Annotated in this window: 21 protein-coding genes; 14 read left to right on the top strand and 7 right to left on the bottom strand. The window is 66.3% G+C overall.

What is annotated here, in order from left to right; all coding sequences use genetic code 11:
- Nucleotides 1-27 precede the first annotated feature (27 nt).
- From ACZK2G_RS14630 to ACZK2G_RS14620, 3 genes are all read left to right on the top strand, one after another.
- Nucleotides 28-1,545: a fumarate hydratase gene (locus ACZK2G_RS14630; protein ID WP_046984349.1), complete on the top strand. Its 1,518-nt coding sequence runs from the start codon at nucleotides 28-30 to the stop codon at nucleotides 1,543-1,545.
- Nucleotides 1,546-1,667: 122 nt separating this feature from the next.
- Nucleotides 1,668-2,003: a hypothetical protein gene (locus ACZK2G_RS14625; protein ID WP_136639513.1), complete on the top strand. Its 336-nt coding sequence runs from the start codon at nucleotides 1,668-1,670 to the stop codon at nucleotides 2,001-2,003.
- A 57-nt stretch (nucleotides 2,004-2,060) separates the two neighbouring features.
- Complete coding sequence (locus tag ACZK2G_RS14620) at nucleotides 2,061-2,696, top strand: glutathione S-transferase family protein (protein ID WP_136639514.1); 636 nt, start codon at nucleotides 2,061-2,063, stop codon at nucleotides 2,694-2,696.
- 94 nt (nucleotides 2,697-2,790) lie between these two features.
- On the opposite strand, the gene arsC is transcribed toward ACZK2G_RS14620, so the two are convergent.
- The 3 genes from arsC to ACZK2G_RS14605 form a co-directional block, all read right to left on the bottom strand.
- A complete protein-coding gene (gene arsC, locus ACZK2G_RS14615) occupies nucleotides 2,791-3,132 on the bottom strand; it encodes an arsenate reductase (glutaredoxin) (RefSeq protein WP_046984346.1) in 342 nt (113 codons plus the stop codon).
- A complete protein-coding gene (locus ACZK2G_RS14610; RefSeq protein WP_046984345.1) occupies nucleotides 3,132-4,286 on the bottom strand; it encodes a phospholipase A in 1,155 nt (384 codons plus the stop codon). The genes arsC and ACZK2G_RS14610 overlap by 1 nt, the downstream gene beginning before the upstream one ends.
- A gap of 118 nt (nucleotides 4,287-4,404) precedes the next feature.
- Nucleotides 4,405-4,890 carry a DUF456 domain-containing protein gene (locus ACZK2G_RS14605; protein WP_010486801.1) on the bottom strand — a complete coding sequence of 162 codons (486 nt, stop codon included), beginning with the start codon at nucleotides 4,888-4,890 and terminating at the stop codon, nucleotides 4,405-4,407.
- 235 nt (nucleotides 4,891-5,125) lie between these two features.
- Between ACZK2G_RS14605 and ACZK2G_RS14600 the strand changes: the two genes are divergently transcribed.
- Nucleotides 5,126-5,335, top strand: coding sequence for a cold-shock protein (locus tag ACZK2G_RS14600; RefSeq protein ID WP_046984344.1), 210 nt, complete (start codon nucleotides 5,126-5,128; stop codon nucleotides 5,333-5,335).
- 72 nt (nucleotides 5,336-5,407) lie between these two features.
- Here the strand turns inward: ACZK2G_RS14600 and ACZK2G_RS14595 are convergent, their stop codons facing one another.
- Together ACZK2G_RS14595 and ACZK2G_RS14590 are read right to left on the bottom strand one after the other, a co-directional pair.
- The gene (locus ACZK2G_RS14595) at nucleotides 5,408-5,902 is read right to left on the bottom strand and encodes a glycine zipper 2TM domain-containing protein (protein WP_046984343.1); all 495 of its coding nucleotides are present in this window, start codon (nucleotides 5,900-5,902) and stop codon (nucleotides 5,408-5,410) included.
- Nucleotides 5,903-6,038: 136 nt separating this feature from the next.
- Nucleotides 6,039-6,476, bottom strand: coding sequence for a hypothetical protein (locus ACZK2G_RS14590; protein WP_478473696.1), 438 nt, complete (start codon nucleotides 6,474-6,476; stop codon nucleotides 6,039-6,041).
- Nucleotides 6,477-6,556: 80 nt separating this feature from the next.
- Between ACZK2G_RS14590 and ACZK2G_RS14585 the strand changes: the two genes are divergently transcribed.
- Complete coding sequence (locus ACZK2G_RS14585; RefSeq protein ID WP_046984341.1) at nucleotides 6,557-7,384, top strand: tRNA threonylcarbamoyladenosine dehydratase; 828 nt, start codon at nucleotides 6,557-6,559, stop codon at nucleotides 7,382-7,384.
- A gap of 77 nt (nucleotides 7,385-7,461) precedes the next feature.
- On the opposite strand, the gene ACZK2G_RS14580 is transcribed toward ACZK2G_RS14585, so the two are convergent.
- Complete coding sequence (locus ACZK2G_RS14580; protein WP_478473695.1) at nucleotides 7,462-8,235, bottom strand: TatD family hydrolase; 774 nt, start codon at nucleotides 8,233-8,235, stop codon at nucleotides 7,462-7,464.
- Nucleotides 8,232-8,447, bottom strand: a complete 216-nt coding sequence (locus tag ACZK2G_RS14575) for a DUF6116 family protein (protein ID WP_099784760.1) — start codon at nucleotides 8,445-8,447, stop codon at nucleotides 8,232-8,234. Before ACZK2G_RS14575 ends, ACZK2G_RS14580 begins: the two co-directional genes overlap by 4 nt.
- A 162-nt stretch (nucleotides 8,448-8,609) precedes the next feature.
- Between ACZK2G_RS14575 and ACZK2G_RS14570 the strand changes: the two genes are divergently transcribed.
- The 9 genes from ACZK2G_RS14570 to ACZK2G_RS14530 all read left to right on the top strand — a co-directional run bounded on the left by ACZK2G_RS14570 (nucleotide 8,610) and on the right by ACZK2G_RS14530 (nucleotide 21,612).
- Nucleotides 8,610-9,449, top strand: a complete 840-nt coding sequence (locus ACZK2G_RS14570; protein ID WP_478473693.1) for a glycine zipper 2TM domain-containing protein — start codon at nucleotides 8,610-8,612, stop codon at nucleotides 9,447-9,449.
- 131 nt (nucleotides 9,450-9,580) lie between these two features.
- On the top strand, nucleotides 9,581-10,123 hold the full coding sequence (locus tag ACZK2G_RS14565) for a GNAT family N-acetyltransferase (protein WP_136639873.1): 543 nt from the start codon (nucleotides 9,581-9,583) through the stop codon (nucleotides 10,121-10,123).
- Nucleotides 10,124-10,295: 172 nt separating this feature from the next.
- On the top strand, nucleotides 10,296-10,952 hold the full coding sequence (locus tag ACZK2G_RS14560) for a glutathione S-transferase family protein (protein ID WP_253078194.1): 657 nt from the start codon (nucleotides 10,296-10,298) through the stop codon (nucleotides 10,950-10,952).
- Nucleotides 10,953-11,029: 77 nt separating this feature from the next.
- Nucleotides 11,030-13,309, top strand: a complete 2,280-nt coding sequence (locus ACZK2G_RS14555; protein ID WP_253078159.1) for a transketolase C-terminal domain-containing protein — start codon at nucleotides 11,030-11,032, stop codon at nucleotides 13,307-13,309.
- A 3-nt stretch (nucleotides 13,310-13,312) separates the two neighbouring features.
- A complete protein-coding gene (gene asnB / locus ACZK2G_RS14550; RefSeq protein WP_253078158.1) occupies nucleotides 13,313-15,256 on the top strand; it encodes an asparagine synthase (glutamine-hydrolyzing) in 1,944 nt (647 codons plus the stop codon).
- A gap of 66 nt (nucleotides 15,257-15,322) precedes the next feature.
- Nucleotides 15,323-15,883 (top strand): NADPH-dependent FMN reductase, encoded by a 561-nt coding sequence (locus ACZK2G_RS14545; protein WP_046984334.1) that lies wholly within the window; start codon nucleotides 15,323-15,325, stop codon nucleotides 15,881-15,883.
- A 297-nt stretch (nucleotides 15,884-16,180) separates the two neighbouring features.
- Nucleotides 16,181-17,611, top strand: a complete 1,431-nt coding sequence (locus tag ACZK2G_RS14540) for a replicative DNA helicase (RefSeq protein WP_046984333.1) — start codon at nucleotides 16,181-16,183, stop codon at nucleotides 17,609-17,611.
- A gap of 168 nt (nucleotides 17,612-17,779) precedes the next feature.
- Nucleotides 17,780-20,023 (top strand): TonB-dependent receptor family protein, encoded by a 2,244-nt coding sequence (locus ACZK2G_RS14535; protein WP_478473691.1) that lies wholly within the window; start codon nucleotides 17,780-17,782, stop codon nucleotides 20,021-20,023.
- A complete protein-coding gene (locus tag ACZK2G_RS14530) occupies nucleotides 20,023-21,612 on the top strand; it encodes an alkaline phosphatase D family protein (RefSeq protein WP_478473690.1) in 1,590 nt (529 codons plus the stop codon). The genes ACZK2G_RS14535 and ACZK2G_RS14530 overlap by 1 nt, the downstream gene beginning before the upstream one ends.
- Nucleotides 21,613-21,632 lie beyond the last annotated feature (20 nt).

Genomic DNA, 21,632 nt, shown 5'->3' with positions numbered 1-21,632 from the left:
CGCCAGCCTTCAGCAAGCGAGCAATCCGTGACATCGATCAAGCAGGAAGACCTCATCCAGTCCATCGCCGACGCGCTGCAGTACATCTCGTACTACCACCCGGTCGACTACATCAAGAACCTTGCCGCCGCCTATGAGCGCGAGGAGTCGCCGGCCGCGAAGGAAGCGATGGCGCAGATCCTGATCAATTCGCGCATGTGCGCCGAAGGCCATCGGCCGATCTGCCAGGACACCGGCATCGTCACCGTCTTCCTGGAAATCGGCATGGACGTGCGCTGGGATGACGCCACCATGGGCGTGGAGGACATGGCCAATGAAGGCGTGCGCCGCGCCTACATGCACCCGGACAACAAGCTGCGCGCCTCGGTGCTGGCCGACCCGGCCGGCAAGCGCATCAACACCAAGGACAACACCCCGGGCGTGGTCAACGTCAAGGTGGTGCCGGGCAACACGGTCGAAGTGATCGTCGCTGCCAAGGGCGGTGGTTCGGAAGCCAAGACCAAGTTCGCCATGCTCAACCCGTCCGACTCGATCGTCGACTGGGTGCTGAAGACCGTGCCGACCATGGGCGCCGGCTGGTGCCCGCCGGGCATGCTCGGCATCGGCATCGGCGGCACTGCCGAGAAGGCGATGCTGCTGGCCAAGGAAGCGCTGATGGAGCCGATCGACATCACCGAGCTGCAAGCCCGTGGTGCGTCCAACCGCATCGAGGAGCTGCGCCTGGAGCTGTACGAGAAGGTCAACGCGCTGGGCATCGGTGCGCAGGGCCTGGGCGGCCTGACCACCGTGCTCGACATCAAGATCAACGATTACCCGACCCATGCGGCCAACCTGCCGGTGGCGATGATTCCGAACTGCGCCGCCACCCGCCATGCGCACTTCACCCTGGATGGCAGCGGCCCGGTGATGCTGGACCCGCCGTCGCTGGAAGACTGGCCGAAGCTGACCTACGATTCGTCCAAGGGCACCCGCGTGGACCTGGACACGATCACCCCAGAGGACGTGGCCAGCTGGAAGCCGGGCCAGACCCTGCTGCTCAACGGCAAGCTGCTGACCGGTCGCGACGCGGCGCACAAGCGCATGGTCGACATGCTCAACAAGGGCGAGCAGCTGCCGGTCGATCTGAAGGGCCGCTTCATCTACTACGTCGGCCCGGTCGATCCGGTGCGTGACGAAGTAGTGGGCCCGGCCGGCCCGACAACGGCCACCCGCATGGACAAGTTCACCCGCCAGGTGCTGGAACAGACCGGCCTGCTGGGCATGGTCGGCAAGGCCGAGCGCGGTCCGGCGGCGATTGAAGCGATCCGTGACAACAAGTCGGCCTACCTGATGGCCGTCGGTGGTTCGGCTTACCTGGTGTCCAAGGCGATCAAGGCGGCCAAGGTCGTTGGCTTCGCCGACCTGGGCATGGAAGCGATCTACGAGTTCACCGTGCAGGATATGCCGGTGACCGTGGCGGTGGATTCAACCGGTGAATCGGTGCACAAGACCGGCCCGCGCGAATGGCAGGCCCGCATCGGCAAGATTCCGGTGGTGGTGGAGTAATCCTGCCGCGCATCCGGTTCAAGCAACGGCGCCCGTGTGGCGCCGTTGTTGTGTGGTGAGGGTTAACGAACCTGCAGCATCTGCTCTGCTAGGCTCGGCGCGACCTCACACAGGACGTGTTCATGGGCCTGCATCGATTCATCACCGTTGCGATCCTGCTGGCCCTGGCCGGCTGCAGCAGCACATCCTCGTACGAAGGTGCGGACTTCTCCGCCTCCTCGCAGTGCCGCATGCAGTGCCAGGCCGACTATCGCAGCTGCATGGCGCGGGGCAGTATCGGCAGCAACGACTTCAGCTGCGAACAACAGATGGTGCCGGCGCCGGACAAGCGCTGCAAGGACGTCACCAACCCCGAGTTGCGCCGCTCCTGTGAACTGAAGGCGCATGACTGCGCAGTACGCACACCGATCATGTCCTGTGGCGAAGGCCGCGATACCTGCATGAGCCGCTGCGGCTGAGCAACGACCGCTCGCGTGGGCGCATAATCGGCGGATCCATCCACACATGAGCCGCGCATGAGCACCACGCTGTATGGTTCAACCAGTACTGCCGCGCTGGTGGTGCACTGGCTGCTGATCGAGCTGGGCATCGAACACGAACTGGTGCTGCTGGATTTCGACGCGCGCGAGCACAAATCAGCGGAGTATCTGGCGCTGAATCCGGCCGGTGTAGTGCCGACGCTGCTGATCGATGGCCTGGTACTGACCGAAGCGGCGGCGATCGCACTGTATCTGGCTGACCGCCATCCGGAGGCCCACCTGCTGCCCGCACTGGGCACGCCGCAGCGCGCCGATGCCTACCGCTGGATGTTCTGGTGTGCCAATACGCTGCAGCCGGCCTATCGTGCCTGGTTCTATCCGCACGAAGTGGCGGGCGAGGCAAACGTGGAGGCCAGCCGCGAGATGGCACGGCAGCGCCTGGAAGCGGCCTGGCAGCATGTGGCCACGCACCTGCAGGCACACGGACCGTACCTGCTGGGCGCGACGCCCTGCGTGGCCGATTACATGCTGGTGATGCTGATGCGCTGGTCGCGCAACATGCCGAAGCCCAGCGACACCTGGCCGCCGCTCAAGGCGCATGCCACGGCGATGAAGGCACGCCCGGCGTTCGCCGAGGTGTACCGCCGCGAAGGCATCACCGACTGGCTGTAGTCCGTTCTGTAGAGCCGAGCCATGCTCGGCTGCATTCATGGGTAGCACGCGAACCGCAGCCGAGCATGGCTCGGCTCCACCAAAGCGGGGTGGGTTACAGGACTTCCAGCACCGTTTCCGGTGGGCGACACAGCCGGGTGCCCTTGGGCGTGCGCACCACGGGGCGGTTGATCAGCCGCGGGTGCTCGGCCATCGCCGCCAGCAGGCTGGCATCGTCAGCATCTTGCAGACCGAGTTCGGCGAACTGCGCTTCCTTGCTGCGCACCAGGTCACGCGCGCTCAATCCGGATTCGGCCAGCACCTGACGCAGCGTGGCCACGTCAGGTGGGTCGCCCAGGTACTCGATCACTTCCGGCTCGAAGCCGGCATCGCGGATCAGCTTCAGTGCGCCGCGCGAATTGCTGCAGGCCGGGTTGTGCCAGATCGTCACGACCATCAGAACCACTCCAGCAGGGACACGCCGACGCCCACGTAGGTGGCCTTGTGGTTGTAGTCGATCAGGCTCTCGCCATAGCCATCGAAGACCTGCACATGGCCGCGCAGCAGATTGCTGATCGGGAAGCCGTAATCCAGCTGCAGGGCGCCGTGCGAACGGCTGCCGGTGCGCAGCGAATGGCGCGCCATCAGCGAGACTTCATGGCCGTTGCGGTTCCAGGTCAGGGTCGCGTCGCCGCGGCCCATGTAGTCCTCGATGTCCGGGTTGTTGTCGTCGCTGCGGGTCTCGGGAATGCGGTACCACGGCCGCAGCACCAGCGCCCAGTTCTCGCGGTCCAGGCCGATGTTGAGCATCACCCGGTTCCAGCTGCGCGACAGCGGGTCGGCACGACCGTTGGACTGGTGGTTCAGCGCGATGCCGGTCATGCGCCCACGCCAGCCACCGATCGAGTAACCGTTGCGGAACACCATCATCACTTCCGGCTCGTAATTGGTTTCGCGGAACGGGCGCGAATCCTCGCCGTTGTAGGCCTGCCAACGCGAGCTCTGGGTGTAGCCGGCCCAGATGTCGCCGTTGTCGCCGAACAGGTTCTCGGCGATCTTGGTCTTGAAGCTGATCTGGAACTTCAGCTCGGCACTGTCCAGTACCTGCGGCGTGGTGACCGTGTTGGCCGGGTTTGGCGAATGCGGCGTGGTGTTGCGGTCGCTTGTCCAGAACGCGGGCAGCAGGTACACCGGCTTGTACGCACGCAGCTGGAACGGCCCCAGCTTGGAGTCTTCGGCCAGTTCCCAGCGGCTGTCCAGCAGCGAACCTCGGCCGGCATTGGCCAGCGCGCTGTCCGGCGCAGAGGGGCGGAACAGGTCGCTGACCCGTTCGCGCAGCTTCTCTTCGCCCTGGCTTACGCGTGCGGTCTGGCGCTCTTCGCGACGGGCCTGCGCGGCCGCCTCGGCAGCGGCGTCGGCAGCGGCCGTGGCCTGCGGGGTGTGCGCGAACAGGCGGTCATAACAGGCCAGGCGCGCAGCGTCGGTGGTAATGGCGGCGCAAGCCGCCGGCGAGGTATCGGTGCCGGGAACGAATTCCTGCGCGGCCAGCGGAGCACTGGCCAGGGCCAGCGCCAACGGCGCAAGGCGGGGAAGCAGCGGGGGGAGGGTCATTCCAGCAGGCCCTTCGGTGAATACGGGGATCGCACAGTGTGGCGGCTGCACCGGATCACGGCCAGCCCCCGCTGTTTATGCACGGCCACGACGTGCGCAGGGCGTGAAGACGGAGGTGTCACAGGAACCAGGCGAAGGCGAACAGGCCCAGCATGGCGATCACCACGGCCAGTTTCAGCGCCAGGCCGAGCAGGATGCCGAGCCAGGTGGCCAGCCCGACCTTGGTTGAGCGGCCCAGTTCGCGGGTGTGCCAGTACTCGCCCAGCAGGGCGCCGATCAACGGCCCGGCGAACAGGCCGATCGGCATGAAGAACAGGCCGACGATGCTGCCGACGAAGGTGCCCCACAACGCCTTGCGGCTGGCGCCCACCCGCTGCGCGCCGACCACAGTGGCCAGCACGTCGGCCAGCAGCGACAGCACGGTCAGTACGCCCAGTGCGACGAGCGTGGGCCAGCCGACGTGCGCGAAGCCGTCGGCCCAGGCCGCCAGCAGCAGTCCGATGAAGACCAGCGGGATCCCGGGGAGGGCCGGAAGGATGATCCCGGCGATGCCGACGAGGACAAAAATGACCGCTAGCAGATATAAGATGAATGAGAGTCCCATGCTGTCCCGTATGGTCGCCGTTTTGGGGTTGACAGTGAAAGATTTTGCCAGTTGCTTTTTCGTTTTGGGCGGGTTAAGTTGCAGTCGCTGAGCTTGGCAAGGTCACCGTGGATCGTGGCCTGATGAAGCAAGATCTTTCCGATCCGCTGCATCGATGCACCTCGCTTCCCCCTTGCTTGTCAGCCGCCCACCAGGCGTTTCCAACAACAAGAGAGAGTCAAAGGGAGTTAGTGAGATGGCTGATCGCGAGACCGGTACCGTAAAGTGGTTCAATGATGCGAAGGGCTTCGGCTTCATCAGCCGACAGAATGGCGAGGACGTGTTCGTGCACTTCCGTGCCATCGAGACCCAGGGCTTCAAGAGCCTCAAGGAAGGCCAGGCCGTTACCTTCGAAGTCGTGCAGGGCCAGAAGGGCCTGCAGGCTGACAAGGTCCAGCCGGCGTAATACCTGCCGCACTCCGGCATGAAAAAGGCCCGCGCAAGCGGGCCTTTTTCTTTGCTGTCGGCCCGCCGCAGGTCAGCGCAGAATGACCCGCCCATTGACCACGCGCACGTAGGTGTTTTCGCGGATGCCGCCGAGGTCGCGCTGGTTGACCACGATGGTGCGGCCATCGTCCATGCGCACGCTGATGTCGTAGGTATCGCTGGTCACGTTCTTCTGGATCTGGTTGCCGGCCAGGGCGCCACCGACCGCGCCTGCAGCGGCAGCGATGTTCTTGTTGCCGCGGCTGCCGCCGGTGTGGTCGGAGATCTCGTGGCCGGCCACGGCGCCGACGATGCCGCCGAGGATCGCGCCGGTGGCGCTGGGCGCCGTGCGGCCGGACTGCACGGTGTTGATGCGGGTGACGATGCCGCAGTCGGCGCAGCGGCCCTGGTTGTAACCACCATTGTTGCCGTAGCCGCCATTGTTGTAGCCGTTGTTGTAACCACCGCCACCGTAGCCGCCGGGGGTGGCACAGCCGGCCAGGGCGAGGGTTGCGATGGCGCTGGCAGCGATGAGCTGGATCTTCATGGGGCTTCTCCTGGCCGTGAAGGCGGGTGCGTTGGGTGGTACTGCGTCATGCAGCAGAGTGGACGAATCCTCTCCTTTCGAACGTGAACAACGCGCCAACCATGCGTGTCCTGGCCGGCTGCAGGATGAATGCGTGTCAGCGGTAGTCCTGGTGGCAGGCACGGCAGTCCGCCTGCAGTGTTTCCACCACTTTGGCCAAGGTGGTGCAGTCGCTGGGCGGCGCAGCCAGCGCGCTGTTGAGGTTGCCGCGCAATTGGCTGGCATGCTGCTGGAACTGCGCACTGTCCTTCAGCCCGGGAAAGGCCAGGTCCAGATCGTTGGACAACAGGCGGATGGCCTGCAGCCGCGGAACGCTGTCGACAAGGCTGCAGCGGTTCTGCTGCTGGGCCTGCTGCAACATCTGCGACTGCCGTTGCATCACCTGCATGAGGCTGTCCGGGAACGGGTCACGGCGGGCCTGCAGGGCACGTCCCACCATCACCGTGGCAATCAGCCCGATCAGCAGGCCCAGGCACAGCACGAACAGGTAGCGATAGGCAGTGGACGGGCGGCGGCGGGACGGGCTGGCGTTCATGGCGGGCTCTCCGGGCGTGCAACGGTGGGTTCGATGTCAGCGCGCTGTAGGCACCGGCGCCTGCACGTTAAAATAGCCCGATGAACGAACAGGTCAAACAACGCTTTGCCGGCATCGAACGGCTGTATGGCGTGGGCGCGCTCGAGCGCCTGCAGGGCAGCCGCGTGGCAGTGGTGGGGATGGGCGGGGTCGGCTCGTGGGTGGTGGAGGCGCTGGCGCGTTCAGCGGTCGGCCACCTGACCCTGATCGACGCCGATGATATCTGCGTGTCCAACACCAACCGGCAGCTGCCGGCGATGGAAGGCAACTATGGGCGCAACAAGGCCGAGGCGATGGCCGAGCGTTGCCGCGCGATCAATCCGGAGATCGAGGTCGATGCGGTGCAGGCGTTCCTGACCGTGTCCAACATGGCCGAACTGCTGGACCGTGGTTTCGATTTGGTGATCGATGCCTGCGACAGCTTCCGGGTCAAGGTCGAGACGATCGCCTGGTGCCGCCGCCGCAAGCTGCCGCTGTTGACTGTCGGTGCCGCCGGTGGCCGTACTGATCCGACCCTGGTGCGCATCCGCGACGTCTCGCGCACCGAGCACGACGCCATGCTGGCGCTGATCCGCAAGAAGCTGCGCAGCGAGTTCAACTTCCCGAAGAATGCCAAGCGCTACTTCGGCGTGCCGGCGGTGTACTCGCTGGAGAACGTGAAGTACCCGCAGGCCGACGGCAGTGTCTGTGGCCTCCGCCCGAACCTGGGGGCCGATGCGGCACTGAAGCTCGATTGCGGCGCCGGCCTGGGCGCAGCCACTCATATCACCGGCGCGTTCGCCTTCGCCGCTGTCGGCAAGGCGTTGGAGATGCTGCTGGAGCCGAAGAAGGTGAAGGCTGAAGTGGTCGAGGATCACGCTGACGCGTGATCGGTAGCGCCGGGCCATGCCCGGCGTAGGGTCCACCGCGGTCGTTACAGCGTGCCGACCAAGGTCGGCACCTACCGTTACATCGTGGGCAGGTTGAACAACCGCCGCGCATTTTCCGTCGTGGCCTGCGCCAGCGCATCCAGCTCGATTCCGCGCACCGCCGCCACATGGCGGGCGATGATTGCCAGTCGTGCGGGTTCGTTGCGCTGGCCGCGGATGCCGGCGTCGGGCTGGTCCGGGGCGTCGGTCTCCAGCAGCAGTTGTTCCAGCGGCATCTCCCGCACCAGTCGCTGCAGTCGCTGCGCGCGCTCGTAGGTCAGCGGTCCGCCCAGGCCCAGCAGGAATCCATGCCTGTGCAGTTGTGCGGCCTGTTCGGGGCTGCCGGAGAAGCTGTGCACTACGCCGCGCAGGCCGCCGATGCGACGGATCGCGGCGATCACCGCATCCACCGCGCGCCGCGCATGCACGATCACCGGCAGCTCGAACTCACGGGCAAGTTCCAGCTGGCCGATGAAGTACGCCTGCTGCGTCTCTGCATCCAGGCCTTCGACAAAGAAATCCAGGCCGCATTCGCCGATCGCGCAGGGGCGTTCGCGCTCGATCCACTCGCGCAGCTCGGACAGGTGCCCGGGGCGGTGCTCGGCCAGGAACATCGGATGCAGGCCGTAGGCCGGATACAGCCCCGGGGCCAGCCGGCAGACCTCGCGCAGCTTCGGCCAGCTGGCCGCGGTCACCGCCGGCACCACCTGCTGGTGCACGCCAGCTGCCTGTGCGCGCTCGACCACGGCGGCGCGGTCGCGGTCGAACTCGCTGGCGTCCAGGTGGCAGTGGCTGTCGACCAGCAGGTTCAACGCTGCTCCAGGGGCGGTGGCGTGGTCGCGCTCCGGCTCTTCCAGTTGGCCAGCAGCAGGGTGCCAAAGCCCAGCACCAGTTCGTCGACGAACGGAATCGGGTCGGGGATGAACAGGGTCAGCGCGAACAGGCCTGCGGTCAGCTTGAACAGGGTGGGGTAGCGCAGCCGGCGCGCCCATTGCAGTACCGGCAGCAGCATCGGGTTGGCCATGGCGGGGTCCTTGTGGGGAATATGCAAACGCTACCACGGGCCCAGCATTTCCCGATGCTGAATGGGTTACGGGAATGAGCAGGAAATGTGGAGATTCCGTTCAGGCAGCGCATGCTGCAATCTGGCCTGAGAACGTTGCGGACGGTCCGCAAGGAGCAGGTCATGAAAAGCACAACTACAACTGTCCTGGTCGCAGCGGGCGCGCTGCTGGTCGGTGGTATCGCAACCGCCGCCTTCATGAAGAGTGGCGACAAGTCGCCTGAGCAGCTCAGCGCCGGAAACCCGAGTGAATCGCGCTTGGTCGATGGCAACGCCGCTGACGATGGCGCGCGGGCTGACACGCTCGACCCGTCCGCGCCGCGCGGCCTGGAGTACGCCGACGTGCTGAAGGTCGACCCGATCACCGAGAAGCAGAAGGCCTATGCCACCGTGATCGGCACCGATCCGGTACGCGAGACGTCCACTACCCAGACCCCGCATGAGGTGTGTCAGGACGTGGTGGTGCAGGAACGCCTGCCCGAGCGTGACGGCAACGTCGGTGGCACCGTGGTCGGTGCCGTGGTCGGTGGCCTGCTGGGCAACCAGGTGGGCGGCGGCAATGGCAAGAAGGCCGCGACCGCTGCCGGCGCCGTGGCCGGTGGCTTCATCGGCAACCAGGTCGACAAGCGCCATGTGGGTGGCCGCGTGGTCAACCGCACCGAGCGTCAGTGCCACACCGAAACGGCCACCTCCGAGTCGAGCCGTGTCACCGGCTACAACGTGACCTACCGCAATGAAGACGGCACCACCGGCACCATGCGCATGGGCAGCAAGCCGGGCAACCGCATCGCCATGGGCACCAGCGATGTGGTCAAGGGCTATAACGTGACCTACCGCTACGACGGTGCAGAGAAGACCGTGCGTATGGACAACAAGCCGGCCAGCGATCGCCTGCCGGTGGTCGATGGCCAGCTGGTCACCCAAACCGCGGCTGCCGGCGCTACCGCCGCGACCCGCCAGTAATCCATCCGCACCACGCAGTACCTGACGGGCCGGCACATGCCGGCCCGTTTCGTTGGGGACGCCGATGTTCATCCGCGCCGGATGTGGGTCTACCATCATGGGCCTTCCCATCACTGCGATATGGAATCGGCATGAGCATCTTCGACCTGCGCCTGGAAACCGAGCGCCTGATCCTGCGTCCACCGCAGCGTGACGACTATGAGCAGTACCTGGCCTTCTGCGCCGACGAAGAGGTGATGCGCACGCTCGGAGGTGTGCAGCCGCCCTCGGTCGCGTGGCGGGGCTTCTGCAGCCTGGCGGGGGCCTGGCAGCTGTTTGGTTTCTCGATGTTCAGCGTGATCGAGAAGTCCAGCGGCGAGTGGGTCGGCCGGATGGGACCGTGGCAGCCGCAGGACTGGCCGGGCACCGAGGTCGGCTGGAGCATCCGTCGCGCCAGCTGGGGCAAGGGCTATGCCCCGGAAGCTGCCACCGCCGCGATCGACTGGGCGTTCGACACGCTGGGTTGGGATGAGGTGGTCCACACCATCGCAGAGGACAACGAGAACTCCCGCGTGGTCGCGCGCAAGCTGGGCAGCACGCTGCTGCGCATGGGCGAGCTGCCGCCGCCGTACAACGACAAGCCGATGCAGATCTGGGGGCAGTCGCGCGAGCAGTGGCGGCAGCGCGCACGCTGAGCGTTGCCCGGTAGTGCCGGCGCTGGCCGCCAACCTCTTGGCAGGATTCGTGCGATTGCCGGCCAGCGGCCGGCACTACAAGGGTGCCATGCTGCACCCGCGCTTGGCATTCACCGGTGCGCTTGCCAGACTGCCCGCAGCCGGCCGCCGGCCGGATTCGATGGAGCAGGCAATGCTGGAAGAGCGCATCCCGCTGACGGTGCATGGCATGTCGGTCTCGGGTAACTGCCACAAGGTCCGCCTGCTGCTGGAGCAGCTCGGCAGCCGTTACCGCTGGGTGGAAGTGGACAGCGCCCATGGCCAGACCCACACCGCTGAATTCCTCGCGCTGAATCCGAATGCCAAGGTGCCGCTGATCGTCCGCGACGATGGCCGCGTGCTGACTGAATCCAATGCGATCCTGTTCTGGCTGGCCGAAGGTACCCCTTACCTGCCCAGCGACGGCTGGGAGCGTGCGCAGGCGTTGAGCTGGATGTTCTTCGAGCAGTACACGCACGAGCCCTGCGTGGCAGTGGCGCGCTTCATCCGTGGCTGGACCACACCGGATTCGCCGCGCCGCGCTGAACTGCCGCGCCTGCACGAGCGCGCCGCCAACGCGTTGGCGGTGATGGAGCAGCACCTGCGGCAGGCGCAGTGGTTCACCGGCAGCGGATACGGCATTGCCGACATCGCCCTGTTCGCCTACACCGATGTGGCGGGCGAGGGTGGCATTGCGCTGGATCTCTTCCCGGAGGTGCGCGGCTGGCTGCAGCGCGTGCGCGCGCAACCGCGCTTCCTGCCGATGCCGGCAGTGACCGCCGAGGTCCGTGCGCGCTTCGAGGCCGCGTGACTCTCACCAAGGTGACCCCCACAGGGTAGCGCCGGGCCGTGCCCGGCGGAATGCAACAACGACACGGAGGGTGTTCGATGTTCGCTGTGGTTCCAGATCCGATTCCCGCACGCATGCGCGTGCTCAACCGCGCCGAAGTGTGCGATGTCAATTTCCTCGATGCAGTGCGGGGCTGGCGCGGCACCCCGCGCCCGCGCCCGGCAGCGGATGCGCCGATCCTGCCGGGCAGCACGCTTACCGCCGCTGCGTTCGGCGAACTGTTCGACTCGCAGCTGGCCAGTCGCCAGCTGGACCTGATGGCACGTGTTCTGCGCGTGCAGAACAAGGTCTTCTACACCATTGGTTCCTCCGGCCATGAAGGCAACGCGCTGCTGGCGCGGGCCTGCCGGCATACCGATCCAGCCTTCCTGCACTATCGCTCCGGTGCTTTCATGGCCGAGCGTTCGCGCCAGGTGCCGGGCATCGACCCGCTGCGCGATGCCGCACTGTCCTTCGCCGCCAGCGCCGATGATCCGGCCAGCGGTGGCCGCCACAAGGTGTGGGGCAGCAAGCCATTGTGGGTGCTGCCGCAGACCTCGACGATTGCGTCGCACCTGCCGAAGGCGCTGGGTACCGCGCTGGCCATCGAGAGTGGCAAGCGGTTGGGGCAGGCGCTGCCGATTCCCACCGACAGCATCGTGCTGTGCTCGTTCGGTGATGCCTCGGCCAACCATGCCACCGCGCAGACCGCGTTCAATACCGCAATGTGGTCGGCCTACCAGAAACTGCCGGCACCGATCCTGTTCGTCTGCGAGGACAACGGCCTGGGCATCTCGGTAAAGACGCCCGAAGGGTGGATCGCCGAGCGTTTCAGCCGTCAGCCGGGGTTGGACTATTTCTTCGCCGATGGCCTGGATCTGGCGGTTGGCCACGCCCAGGTGCAGGCCGCAGTGGAGCACTGCCGGCGCACGCGGCGGCCTACCTTCCTGCACCTGCGCACGACGCGCCTGATGGGCCACGCCGGTACCGACTTCGAAGTGGAATGGCGCGCGTTGCCGGAGCTGTGTGCGGCCGAGGCGCAGGATCCCTTGCTGCGCTCGGCGCAGATCGCACTGGAATCAGGCTGGATGGATGCGGCGGCGATCGAGGTTGCCTACGAGACGATGCGCGCGCGCTGCATGGCCGCTGCTGCAGAGACTGAAGGCCGCCCGACGCTGCAGTCGCTTCAGGAAGTGATGGCGCCGCTGGCGCCGTACACGCCAGCGGCGGTGCAGGCCGAAGCACGGCGCGAGGTGCCCGCCGAGACGCGCGAAGCGCTGTATGGCGGTGCGGAGGCCCTGCCTGAGCGACAGGCACCACGGCACCTCGCCATACAGATCAACCACGGCCTGCAGGAACTGCTGGCGAAGTATCCGCAGAGCCTGTTGTTCGGCGAGGACGTCGCGCAGAAGGGCGGTGTCTACACCGTCACCAAGGATCTGCTGCGCCGCTTCGGCCCACGCCGGGTGTTCAACACCCTGCTGGACGAAACCATGATCCTGGGCATGGCGCAGGGCCTGGCCAACATGGGCATGCTGCCGATTCCGGAAATCCAGTACCTGGCGTACCTGCACAACGCCATCGACCAGCTGCGCGGAGAAGCGTGTTCGCTGCAGTTCTTCTCCAATGACCAGTACCGCAATCCGATGCTGGTGCGGGTGGCCGGGCTGGGCTACCAGAAGGGCTTCGGCGGGCACTTCCACAACGACAATTCGATCACCGCGCTGCGCGACATCCCTGGCCTGGTGGTCGGCTGCCCCTCGCGTGGCGACGATGCGGTGATGATGCTGCGTACGCTGGCAGCGCTGGCGCGGGTGGATGGCCGGGTGGCGGTATTCCTGGAGCCGATCGCGCTGTACATGAGCAAGGATCTGCACGAACCGGGCGATGGCCAGTGGCTGTTCGACTACCCCGCGCCTGGCCAGGCGCTGGTGCCGGGCGAGGGCCGGGTCTACGCGCCGGACGCCGGCGACCTGGTGGTCTACACCTATGGCAACGGCGTGCCGATGGCGCTGCGTGCGGCACGGGCAATCGAGCAGCAGCTGGGTTGGCAGGTGCGGGTGGTCGACCTGCGCTGGCTGGTGCCGCTGGATGCCGGCTTCATCGCCGCACAGGCCGCCAGCGCCCGGCGCGTGCTGGTGCTGGACGAGGGCCGCCACAGCGGCGGGGTGGGCGAGGGCGTGGTCACCGCACTGGTCGAGGCCGGCTTCGGCCACCTGCCGCTGCGCCGGGTCTGCGGTGCCGATACCTATACGCCGCTGGCGGGGGCAGCAATGTTCGGGCTTCCAAGCGACAATGCAGTGATTGGCGCCGCCCTTGAACTGGCGCAGGAACCCTGATGCATGTGTGGATTGGCGGGAATGTTGTTGCCGGCGCCGGTGGCGTCGGCCGAGGTGCTGCAGGCGCAGGTCCTGGCCATGGGCGAGGCGCTGCACCACCGCGGGCCGGATGATGGTGGCTGCTGGGTCGATGCCGGGGCCGGCATCGCGCTGGCGCACCGCCGCCTGAGCATCCTCGACCTGTCCCCGCTGGGCCATCAGCCGATGGCCTCGGCCGATGGTCGCTATGTGATGGCCTACAACGGCGAGGTCTACAACTTCGCCGCGCTGCGCGCCGAGCTGGAACCGCTGGGGCACCAGTTCCGCGGCCATTCCGATACCGAGGTGCTGCTGGCAGCGATCCTGCAATGGGGCATGGAAGACACCCTGCAGCGCTGCAACGGCATGTTTGCCATCGCCCTGTGGGACCGCCAGGAGCAGTGCTTGTGGCTGGCCCGCGACCGTGTCGGCAAGAAGCCGCTGTACTACGGTTGGGCCGGTGACACGCTGGTGTTCGGTTCCGAGTTGAAGGCGCTGTGGCAGCACCCGGCCTTCGACAACGACATCGACCGCGACGCACTGACCCTGCTGTTGCGGCTGGACTACATCCCGGCGCCGCACAGCATCCACCAGCGCTGCTACAAGCTGATGCCGGGCCGCGTGCTGCGCCTGGATGCGGCCACCGTGGCCGCCGGTGCGGCCGGGCATCGCCCGGAGCAGGCGCAGCGCCCATTCTGGGATGCGCGTGCACGCATGCAGGCAGCACTTGCCGCTCCGTTCCAGGGCCGCATCGAAGAGGCCGAGGAACAGCTGGACGCGCTGCTGCGCGATGCGGTTGCGCTGCGCATGGTGGCCGATGTGCCCGTGGGCGTGTTCCTGTCCGGCGGCACCGATTCCTCGCTGGTGGCAGCACTCATGCAGGCACAGAGCGGGCAGCCGGTGCACAGCTTCAGCATCGGCTTCACCGGCTCCGGCCACGACGAGGCGCCGTTGGCCAAGGAGCTGGCTGCGCATCTGGGCTGCGATCACACCGAACTCTACGTCAGCGGCGCCGATGCACTGGCGGTGGTGCCGCAGCTGCCGTCGATGTTCGATGAACCCTTCGCTGATGCTTCGCAGGTGCCGACCGCGCTGGTCGCCCGGTTGGCACGGCAGGGCGTGACCGTGGCGTTGTCCGGTGATGGTGGCGACGAATTGTTCTTCGGCTACACCCGCTACGTGCGTGCGCTGCGCAACTGGCAGATGCTGGGCCGTGTGCCGGGCCCGCTGCGGCGCTGGATGGGCGCACGCGCGCAGCAGCAGGGCGAGGCCTCGCGTACCGGTGGCCTGGCCGCGCTGCTGGCCGAGTCCGGCGCGCGTGGCATTGGCGATGTGTACCGCAACCGTATTTCGCGCTGGCGTGACCCGGCCGCTGCAGTACCGGGTGCGCAGGCGGCAGGCAGTTTCTACGATCTGGCCGACCCGCTGCATGGCGCCGGCACCCCGGCCGACGCGATGATGCTGGCCGATTATGTGACCTACCTTCCAGACGATCTGCTGTGCAAGGTCGACCGCACCTCGATGGCGGTCAGCCTGGAGGCGCGCGCGCCGCTGCTGGACTGGCGCGTGGCCGAGTTCGCCTGGTCATTGCCGCTGGGCTTCAAGCGCAGTGAAACCACCAGCAAGGTGCTGCTCAAGCGCGTGCTGGGCCGTTACGTGCCGCAGTCGATGGTGCACCGGCCCAAGCGCGGCTTCGGCGCACCGGTCAGCGACTGGTTGAAGGGCGACCTGCGGCCGTGGGCAGAGGATCTGTTGCAGCCGGCGCGGCTGGAGCGCGAGGGCGTGCTGTCGGCGGCGGCCGTGCAGCCCCTGTGGCAGCAGTTCCTCGGGGGCCAGCGCAAGTGGCATACCCACCTGTGGAACGTGCTGATGTTCCAGGCGTGGCAGGCGCATTGGCGGCAGGTGCGCGCGACCGTCACCGGCAGCTGATCTTCACCGGCCTGCACGGGCCCGGCGACTAGGCTGGGCCTCCCGCACCGTGAGGAGTCTGTCCCGATGTCCGTCCCCACCATCGCCGTGTTCGTTGGCAGCCTGCGCAAGGATTCCTGCAACCGCAAGCTGGCCCATGCGCTGGAGAAGATCGCCGGCGACCGCGCGCGCTTCCAGTACGTGCAGATCGGCGATCTGCCTCTGTACGACCAGGATTTTGATGCGCACTACCCGGCGCAGGGCACGCGCCTGAAAGACCAGGTGCGCGCCGCCACGGCCGTGCTGTTCGTGACCCCTGAATACAACCGCTCAGTCCCGGGCGTGTTGAAGAACGCCATCGACATCGGCTCCCGCCCGTATGGTGACAGCGCATTTGCTGGCAAGCCGGCGGCGGTGATCGGCGCGTCCATCGGCCAGATCGGTACCGCTGTGGCCCAGCAGCACCTGCGCAACAGCCTGGCGTTCCTGGACATGCACGTGCTCGGCCAGCCCGAGGCGTTCATCCATTTCAAGGAAGGCCTGATCGATGCCGACGGCACGATCCACAACGAGGGCACGCAGAAATTCCTGCAGGGCTACGTGGACCGCTTTCTGACGCTGATCGCGGTGCATACCAAGGGCGATTGAGACCGAGGGGGTCAGAGCCCTCTGCTTTGCAGAGGGATCCGACCCCACGTCCAGCTGGGCGGGCCGGAGCCCGCATGTTGCACGGGATCCGACCCCGGGGCGTGGATCTGCGATAATGCACGGCTCGGGCGCCGCAACGGCGTTCATGGCAGGCAGTGCGACGCCCCCATGCCAGTCTGGCCAGGCACCGGCGGATATCCCCCGTTTTTCCACGGCTTATCCACAAGTTTGTCCATGGCCGCCGGGGGCGGTGCATGCCTACACTCGTCTGGCCACTTTCGTAGGAAACACCGCAGCATGTCCGCCCGTTCCGGCTTCCGTTCCAACCGCAGAGAGCGCGGTGATGGCTTTGATCGTGATCGCGACGAGTCGCGCATCGATCAGTTGCGTGTGCCGCCGCATTCGGTGGAAGCCGAGCAGGCGGTGCTGGGTGGGCTGATGCTGGCGCCGGAGGCCTATGACCGGGTCAACGACCAGCTGACCGAGGTCGATTTCTATCGCCGCGACCACCAGATGATCTACCGTGCGATCCGCGAGCTGTCCGAACGTGAACGTCCGTTCGATGCGGTGACCCTGGGTGAGTGGTTCGAATCGCAGGGCAAGCTGGAACTGGTCGGCGATGGTGCCTATCTGATCGAGCTGGCCAGCACCACGCCGTCGGCGGCCAATATCGTGGCCTACGCCGAAATCGTGCGTGACAAGGCGGTGCTGCGGCAGCTGATCCAGGTCGGCACCGACATCGTCAACGATGGCTTCCAGCCCGAAGGTCGCGACAGCAGTGAGCTGCTGGCCTCGGCGGAAAAGAGCGTGTTCGCCATCGCCGAGCAGGGTGCGCGGGGCCGTACCGACTTCGTGGCCATGCCTGGCGCACTGAAGGATGCCTTCGAGGAACTGCGCAACCGCTTCGAGAACGGCGGCAACATCACCGGCCTGCCGACCGGTTACAACGACTTCGACGCGATGACCGCCGGCCTGCAGCCGACCGACCTGATCATCCTCGCTGCGCGCCCGGCCATGGGCAAGACCACCTTCGCGCTGAACATCGCCGAGTATGCGGCGATCAAGTCGAAGAAGGGTGTGGCCGTGTTCTCGATGGAAATGTCGGCCTCGCAGCTGGCGATGCGCCTGATTTCATCCAACGGCCGCATCAACGCGCAGCGCCTGCGTACCGGCCAGCTGGAAGACGAAGACTGGAGCCGCGTCACCAGCGCGATCAAGATGCTGAAGGAAACCAAGATCTTCATCGATGACACGCCGGGCGTGTCGCCGGAAGTGCTGCGTTCCAAGTGCCGCCGCCTCAAGCGCGAACATGATCTGGGACTGATCGTGATCGACTACCTGCAGCTGATGAGCGTGCCGGGCAACAGCGAGAACCGCGCGACCGAAATCTCGGAAATCTCGCGTTCGCTGAAGGGCCTGGCCAAGGAGCTGCACGTACCGGTGATCGCGTTGTCCCAGCTCAACCGCTCGCTGGAAACGCGTACCGACAAGCGCCCGGTGATGGCCGACCTTCGCGAATCGGGCGCTATCGAGCAGGACGCGGACATGATCGTGTTCATCTACCGCGACGATTACTACAACAAGGAAAATTCGCCGGACAAGGGCCTGGCCGAGATCATCATCGGCAAGCACCGTGGTGGCCCGACGGGCTCGTGCAAGCTGAAGTTCTTCGGCGAGTACACCCGTTTCGACAACCTGGCCCACGATTCGGTCGGTTCGTTCGAGTAACGGACGTTCGCTGGGGCACGGATACAGGCCGGCCCCAGCACCATTCGGAACATCAACGTTCCGTATGTGGCGTGTAAATGACATGTAACGCGACGCTTCTACGATTCCGCCGCTGCTGCCCTTCGACGCCGCCCTTCGGCGTCCAGCGTGCCCAAGGAATCCGCCTCCATGCCGTCCCACGCTCCGCTCCGCCGCAATCTGCTGGCCCTGCTGGTCTGTGCTTCGCTCCCGTCTCTGGCCGCCGCTGAAACCGCCCCCGCCGCCGACGCGCAGTCGGCCACCACGCTCGATTCGGTCTCGGTGATCGGCCGCGGCGAAGCACGCCAGGTTCAGCGCGTCACTGCCGAAGACATGAAGGTGTTGCCGCCCGGTGCCAACCCGCTGAAGCTGCTGGCAACCAAGCCGGGCGTGCATTTCGAGTCGGCCGATGCCACCGGCGCCTACGAATGGTCGACCACCATCAGCCTGCGCGGCTTCAACCAGAACCGCCTTGGCTACACCCTCGATGGCATCCCGCTGGGCAACATGGCCTACGGCAACAGCAACGGCCTGCATATCAGCCGCGCGGTGATCAGCGAGAACCTGGGCGGTGCCGAGGTCTCCACCGGCATCGGTGCGCTGGGCACGCCGTCCACCAGCAACCTCGGCGGCGTGTTCCAGTTCTATTCGATCGATCCGTCCACCGAGTACGGCGTGGTGCTGGCACAGAGCTTCGGCAGCGACAGTGCGCGCCGCAGCTATGCGCGGCTGGATACCGGCGACCATCAAGGCTTTGCTGCCTACCTGTCAGGCGTCTATTCCGAAGGCGACAAGTGGAAGGGCAAGGGCTCGCAGGAGCTGAAGCAGTTCAACGGCAAGGCCACGTACAACTTCGGCGTGGACAGCAGGATCACCGCGCTGTTCAATGCGTCGCGCCGCGTCGAGGCCGACTACCAGGATCTGTCGCTGGAGATGATCGACCGCCTCGGCTGGGACTGGGACAACTACGCGCCGGACTGGGATCGCGCGGTCGCCGCCGCACGCGGCAAATTCAGCGGCGGCGTCAACAGCCCATGGGATGCGTACTACTCCGGCCACGGCCTGCGCAACGATGACCTGTCCAGCATTGCCGGCGATTTTGGCCTGAACGAGTCGATGCGGTTGAAGGTCAATGTCTACAACCACAGCAACCGTGGCCAGGGCCACTGGTTCAGCCCATCCAATCCGTCCAACCCGGGCACCAGCCGCGAGATTCCAATCTCGATCCGCACCACCGAGTATGCGATCGATCGCACCGGCGTGACCTCGGCGTTCACCTGGAACGTCGGTGGCCACGAACTGGAGGCTGGCCTCTGGTACGAGGACAACGGGCACAGCGTGCAGCGCAACTTCTACTACATCGACGGCCCGATTACCGACGACTTCTTCCTGCGCAACCCGGACCAGCGCGTGTGGCACCAGCGCTACACCACCATCACCCGCCAGTTCTACGTGCAGGACCGCTTCCGCCTGTTCGACGATCGCCTGACCATCGACATCGGTGCGAAGTCGCCGCACACCCGTACCAGTGTGCGCACGCCACTGGGCAGCTACGCCAACAACAGCAGCCTGACCTCGAAGAAGGGGCTGCTGCCGCAGGCCGGCTTCAACTTCAAGCTCAACGAAGGCAATGAGATCTTCGGCTCGTTCGCCAAGAACATCGCCGCCTATGCACTGGGTGTCGGCAGTCCGTTCAACGTGCCGCAGGCGGCATTCGACAGCAGCGCGAAGAACCTGAAGCCGGAACAGTCGCGCACGATCGAGCTGGGTTGGCGTGGCTACGGCCGCGGCTATGAAGCCTCGGTGGCGGTGTACGACGTCAAGTTCGACAACCGTCTGCTGGCCATCGCGCAGTGCGTGGGCATCCTCGGTTGCCCGGCACTGTTCTCCAACGTCGGTTCGGTGACCAGCCGCGGCGCCGAGGCGACCCTGCAGCTGAAGCCGATGCAGGACCTGACCTGGTCCAATGCGCTGTCCTGGAATGACAGCACCTACGACAACGATTACGTAAACAACGGCGTGGTGCCAACCCGCGGCAAGACGACCGTCGACACCCCGGAATGGATGTTCGCCAGCACCCTGGCGTGGACCCCGGGCCCGTGGGACCTGCGCCTGGCCGCCAACCATGTCGGCAAGCGCTACGTGACCTATACCAACGATGTGTCGGTGCCGAGCTACTGGCTGGTCAACGCCTCGGCGGCCTATGACTTCGGCAAGCTCGGCCCGGCGCAGAACCTGATCGTAGCGCTGAACCTGACCAACCTGACCGACAAGCGCTACCTGTCCTCGATCAACACCAACGGTACCTACGCCGCCGACCCGACCCGCAGCCTGGCGACCATGCAGGTCGGCGCGCCGCGCCAGGTGATGGCCACCGCAACCGTGCGCTTCTGATGCGCGGGCCTGTCGATCCGGAAAGCCGTCGTCGCCTGCTGCGCATGGCGTGGCAGGGCACGGGGGCGGCGATCGCGCTGGCGGCGATGCCGGGGCTGGCCACGGCCGGCCCACGGCCGCGGCTGGGGCGTGATCCGTTCACCCTCGGTGTCGCCGCCGGTGATCCGGATCCACAGGGGGCCGTGTTATGGACGCGGCTGGCACCGGACCCGCTCAATGGCGGCGGCATGCCGTCACGGGCTGTACCGGTGCGCTGGTTCGTGGCCGAAGACCCCGGCATGCGCCGGCTGGTGCAGCGGGGTACTGCGGCGGCGGTGCCCGAGCTGGCCCATTCGGTGCACGTGGAGGTCAACGGCCTGCGCCCAGGCCGCGACTATTACTACCGTTTTGCCTGCGACGGTGACGAGGAAAGCGCGGTCGGCCATTTCCGTACCGCGCCGTTGCTGGACACGCAACTGCAGCAGCTGCGGCTGGCCCTGTGCACCTGCCAGGCCTGGAACAGTGGCTACTATCCGGTGCTGCGCGATATCGCACAGAGCGATGTCGACCTGGTGCTCCACGCGGGTGACTACCTGTATGAGTACAGCCCGCTGCAGAATGCGCGTGGTCGTGCGCTGGATGTCGAGCGCTTCAGCGGCGAGACCGTCAGCCTGGAGCGCTACCGTGACCAGTACGCGCTGTACAAACTCGATCCGGATCTGCAGGCCGCGCACGCCGCACATGCGTTCGCGGTGATCTGGGACGACCATGAAGTGCAGAACGATTACTCCGGCATCCACCCGGAAAAGCCCGGTGTATCGACCGAAGATTTCATCGTGCGTCGTGCGGCGGCCTACCGCGCGTTCTACGAGCACCTGCCGATGCGTAGTACGCCAGCGGGCAATGGCGGTCTTCGCGTGCATCGGCGCCTGCGCTATGGCGACCTGGCACAGCTGACGCTGCTCGATTGCCGCCAGTTCCGCCCGGCCAATCCCTGTGGCGTCGGCGAGTCACCACGCTGTGATGCCGCACTGGACCCGCGCATGAGCATGCTCGGCATGGGCCAGGAAGCGTGGTTCACGCAGTCGATGGCCGCCGCGCAAGGCACGCGCTGGAACGTGGTGGTGCAGCAGCTACTGATGGCGCAGCTGCGGCTGGACGGCGGCACGCCACGCGAGCGCTTCTGGAATGACGCCTGGGATGGCTATCCCGCCGCACGCAACCGGCTGCTGCAGGCGATGCAGGCAGGCGGGCAGGGCAATGCCATCGTGCTGGGTGGTGACTGGCATTCCTCTTTCGTCAACGACCTGAAGCTGGATTTTGACGCGGCCAGTGCGCCGGTCGTGGCCACCGAATTCATCGCGCCGGCGATCAGCAGTGGCGGCGACGACACACCGTACGGGCCGTACTACGGGCCATCGATTCCGCAGAACCCGCATATCCGCTATTTCGACGGCGACCGCCGTGGCTGGTGGAAGCTGCAGCTGAACCGGCAGACCGTGGACGCTGAGCTGCGCTTCGCCGACAGCGTGCTGCGTGCGGACGCTGCGGTGCGCACCGCGGCGCGTTTCCAGGTGACCCACGGCCGCCCGGGCGCGGTCCCGGTGTAAATCCCTGCGGTAGTGCCGGC

The sequence above is a fragment of the Stenotrophomonas sp. 107298_Sma genome (assembly GCF_056480345.1).
This window is presented reverse-complemented; position numbering and strand designations above follow the sequence as displayed.

What these genes read in the sequence shown, in the direction of transcription:
- ACZK2G_RS14625 (WP_136639513.1), top strand. Translation starts at nt 1,668, where the DNA reads ATGGGCCTGCATCGATTCATCACCGTTGCGATCCTGCTGGCCCTGGCC.
- ACZK2G_RS14620 (WP_136639514.1), top strand. Translation starts at nt 2,061, where the DNA reads ATGAGCACCACGCTGTATGGTTCAACCAGTACTGCCGCGCTGGTGGTG.
- arsC (WP_046984346.1), bottom strand. Translation starts at nt 3,132, where the DNA reads ATGGTCGTGACGATCTGGCACAACCCGGCCTGCAGCAATTCGCGCGGC.
- ACZK2G_RS14610 (WP_046984345.1), bottom strand. Translation starts at nt 4,286, where the DNA reads ATGACCCTCCCCCCGCTGCTTCCCCGCCTTGCGCCGTTGGCGCTGGCC.
- ACZK2G_RS14605 (WP_010486801.1), bottom strand. Translation starts at nt 4,890, where the DNA reads ATGGGACTCTCATTCATCTTATATCTGCTAGCGGTCATTTTTGTCCTC.
- ACZK2G_RS14600 (WP_046984344.1), top strand. Translation starts at nt 5,126, where the DNA reads ATGGCTGATCGCGAGACCGGTACCGTAAAGTGGTTCAATGATGCGAAG.
- ACZK2G_RS14595 (WP_046984343.1), bottom strand. Translation starts at nt 5,902, where the DNA reads ATGAAGATCCAGCTCATCGCTGCCAGCGCCATCGCAACCCTCGCCCTG.
- ACZK2G_RS14590 (WP_478473696.1), bottom strand. Translation starts at nt 6,476, where the DNA reads ATGAACGCCAGCCCGTCCCGCCGCCGCCCGTCCACTGCCTATCGCTAC.
- ACZK2G_RS14585 (WP_046984341.1), top strand. Translation starts at nt 6,557, where the DNA reads ATGAACGAACAGGTCAAACAACGCTTTGCCGGCATCGAACGGCTGTAT.
- ACZK2G_RS14575 (WP_099784760.1), bottom strand. Translation starts at nt 8,447, where the DNA reads ATGGCCAACCCGATGCTGCTGCCGGTACTGCAATGGGCGCGCCGGCTG.
- ACZK2G_RS14570 (WP_478473693.1), top strand. Translation starts at nt 8,610, where the DNA reads ATGAAAAGCACAACTACAACTGTCCTGGTCGCAGCGGGCGCGCTGCTG.
- ACZK2G_RS14565 (WP_136639873.1), top strand. Translation starts at nt 9,581, where the DNA reads ATGAGCATCTTCGACCTGCGCCTGGAAACCGAGCGCCTGATCCTGCGT.
- ACZK2G_RS14560 (WP_253078194.1), top strand. Translation starts at nt 10,296, where the DNA reads ATGCTGGAAGAGCGCATCCCGCTGACGGTGCATGGCATGTCGGTCTCG.
- ACZK2G_RS14555 (WP_253078159.1), top strand. Translation starts at nt 11,030, where the DNA reads ATGTTCGCTGTGGTTCCAGATCCGATTCCCGCACGCATGCGCGTGCTC.
- asnB (WP_253078158.1), top strand. Translation starts at nt 13,313, where the DNA reads ATGTGTGGATTGGCGGGAATGTTGTTGCCGGCGCCGGTGGCGTCGGCC.
- ACZK2G_RS14545 (WP_046984334.1), top strand. Translation starts at nt 15,323, where the DNA reads ATGTCCGTCCCCACCATCGCCGTGTTCGTTGGCAGCCTGCGCAAGGAT.
- ACZK2G_RS14540 (WP_046984333.1), top strand. Translation starts at nt 16,181, where the DNA reads ATGTCCGCCCGTTCCGGCTTCCGTTCCAACCGCAGAGAGCGCGGTGAT.
- ACZK2G_RS14535 (WP_478473691.1), top strand. Translation starts at nt 17,780, where the DNA reads ATGCCGTCCCACGCTCCGCTCCGCCGCAATCTGCTGGCCCTGCTGGTC.
- ACZK2G_RS14530 (WP_478473690.1), top strand. Translation starts at nt 20,023, where the DNA reads ATGCGCGGGCCTGTCGATCCGGAAAGCCGTCGTCGCCTGCTGCGCATG.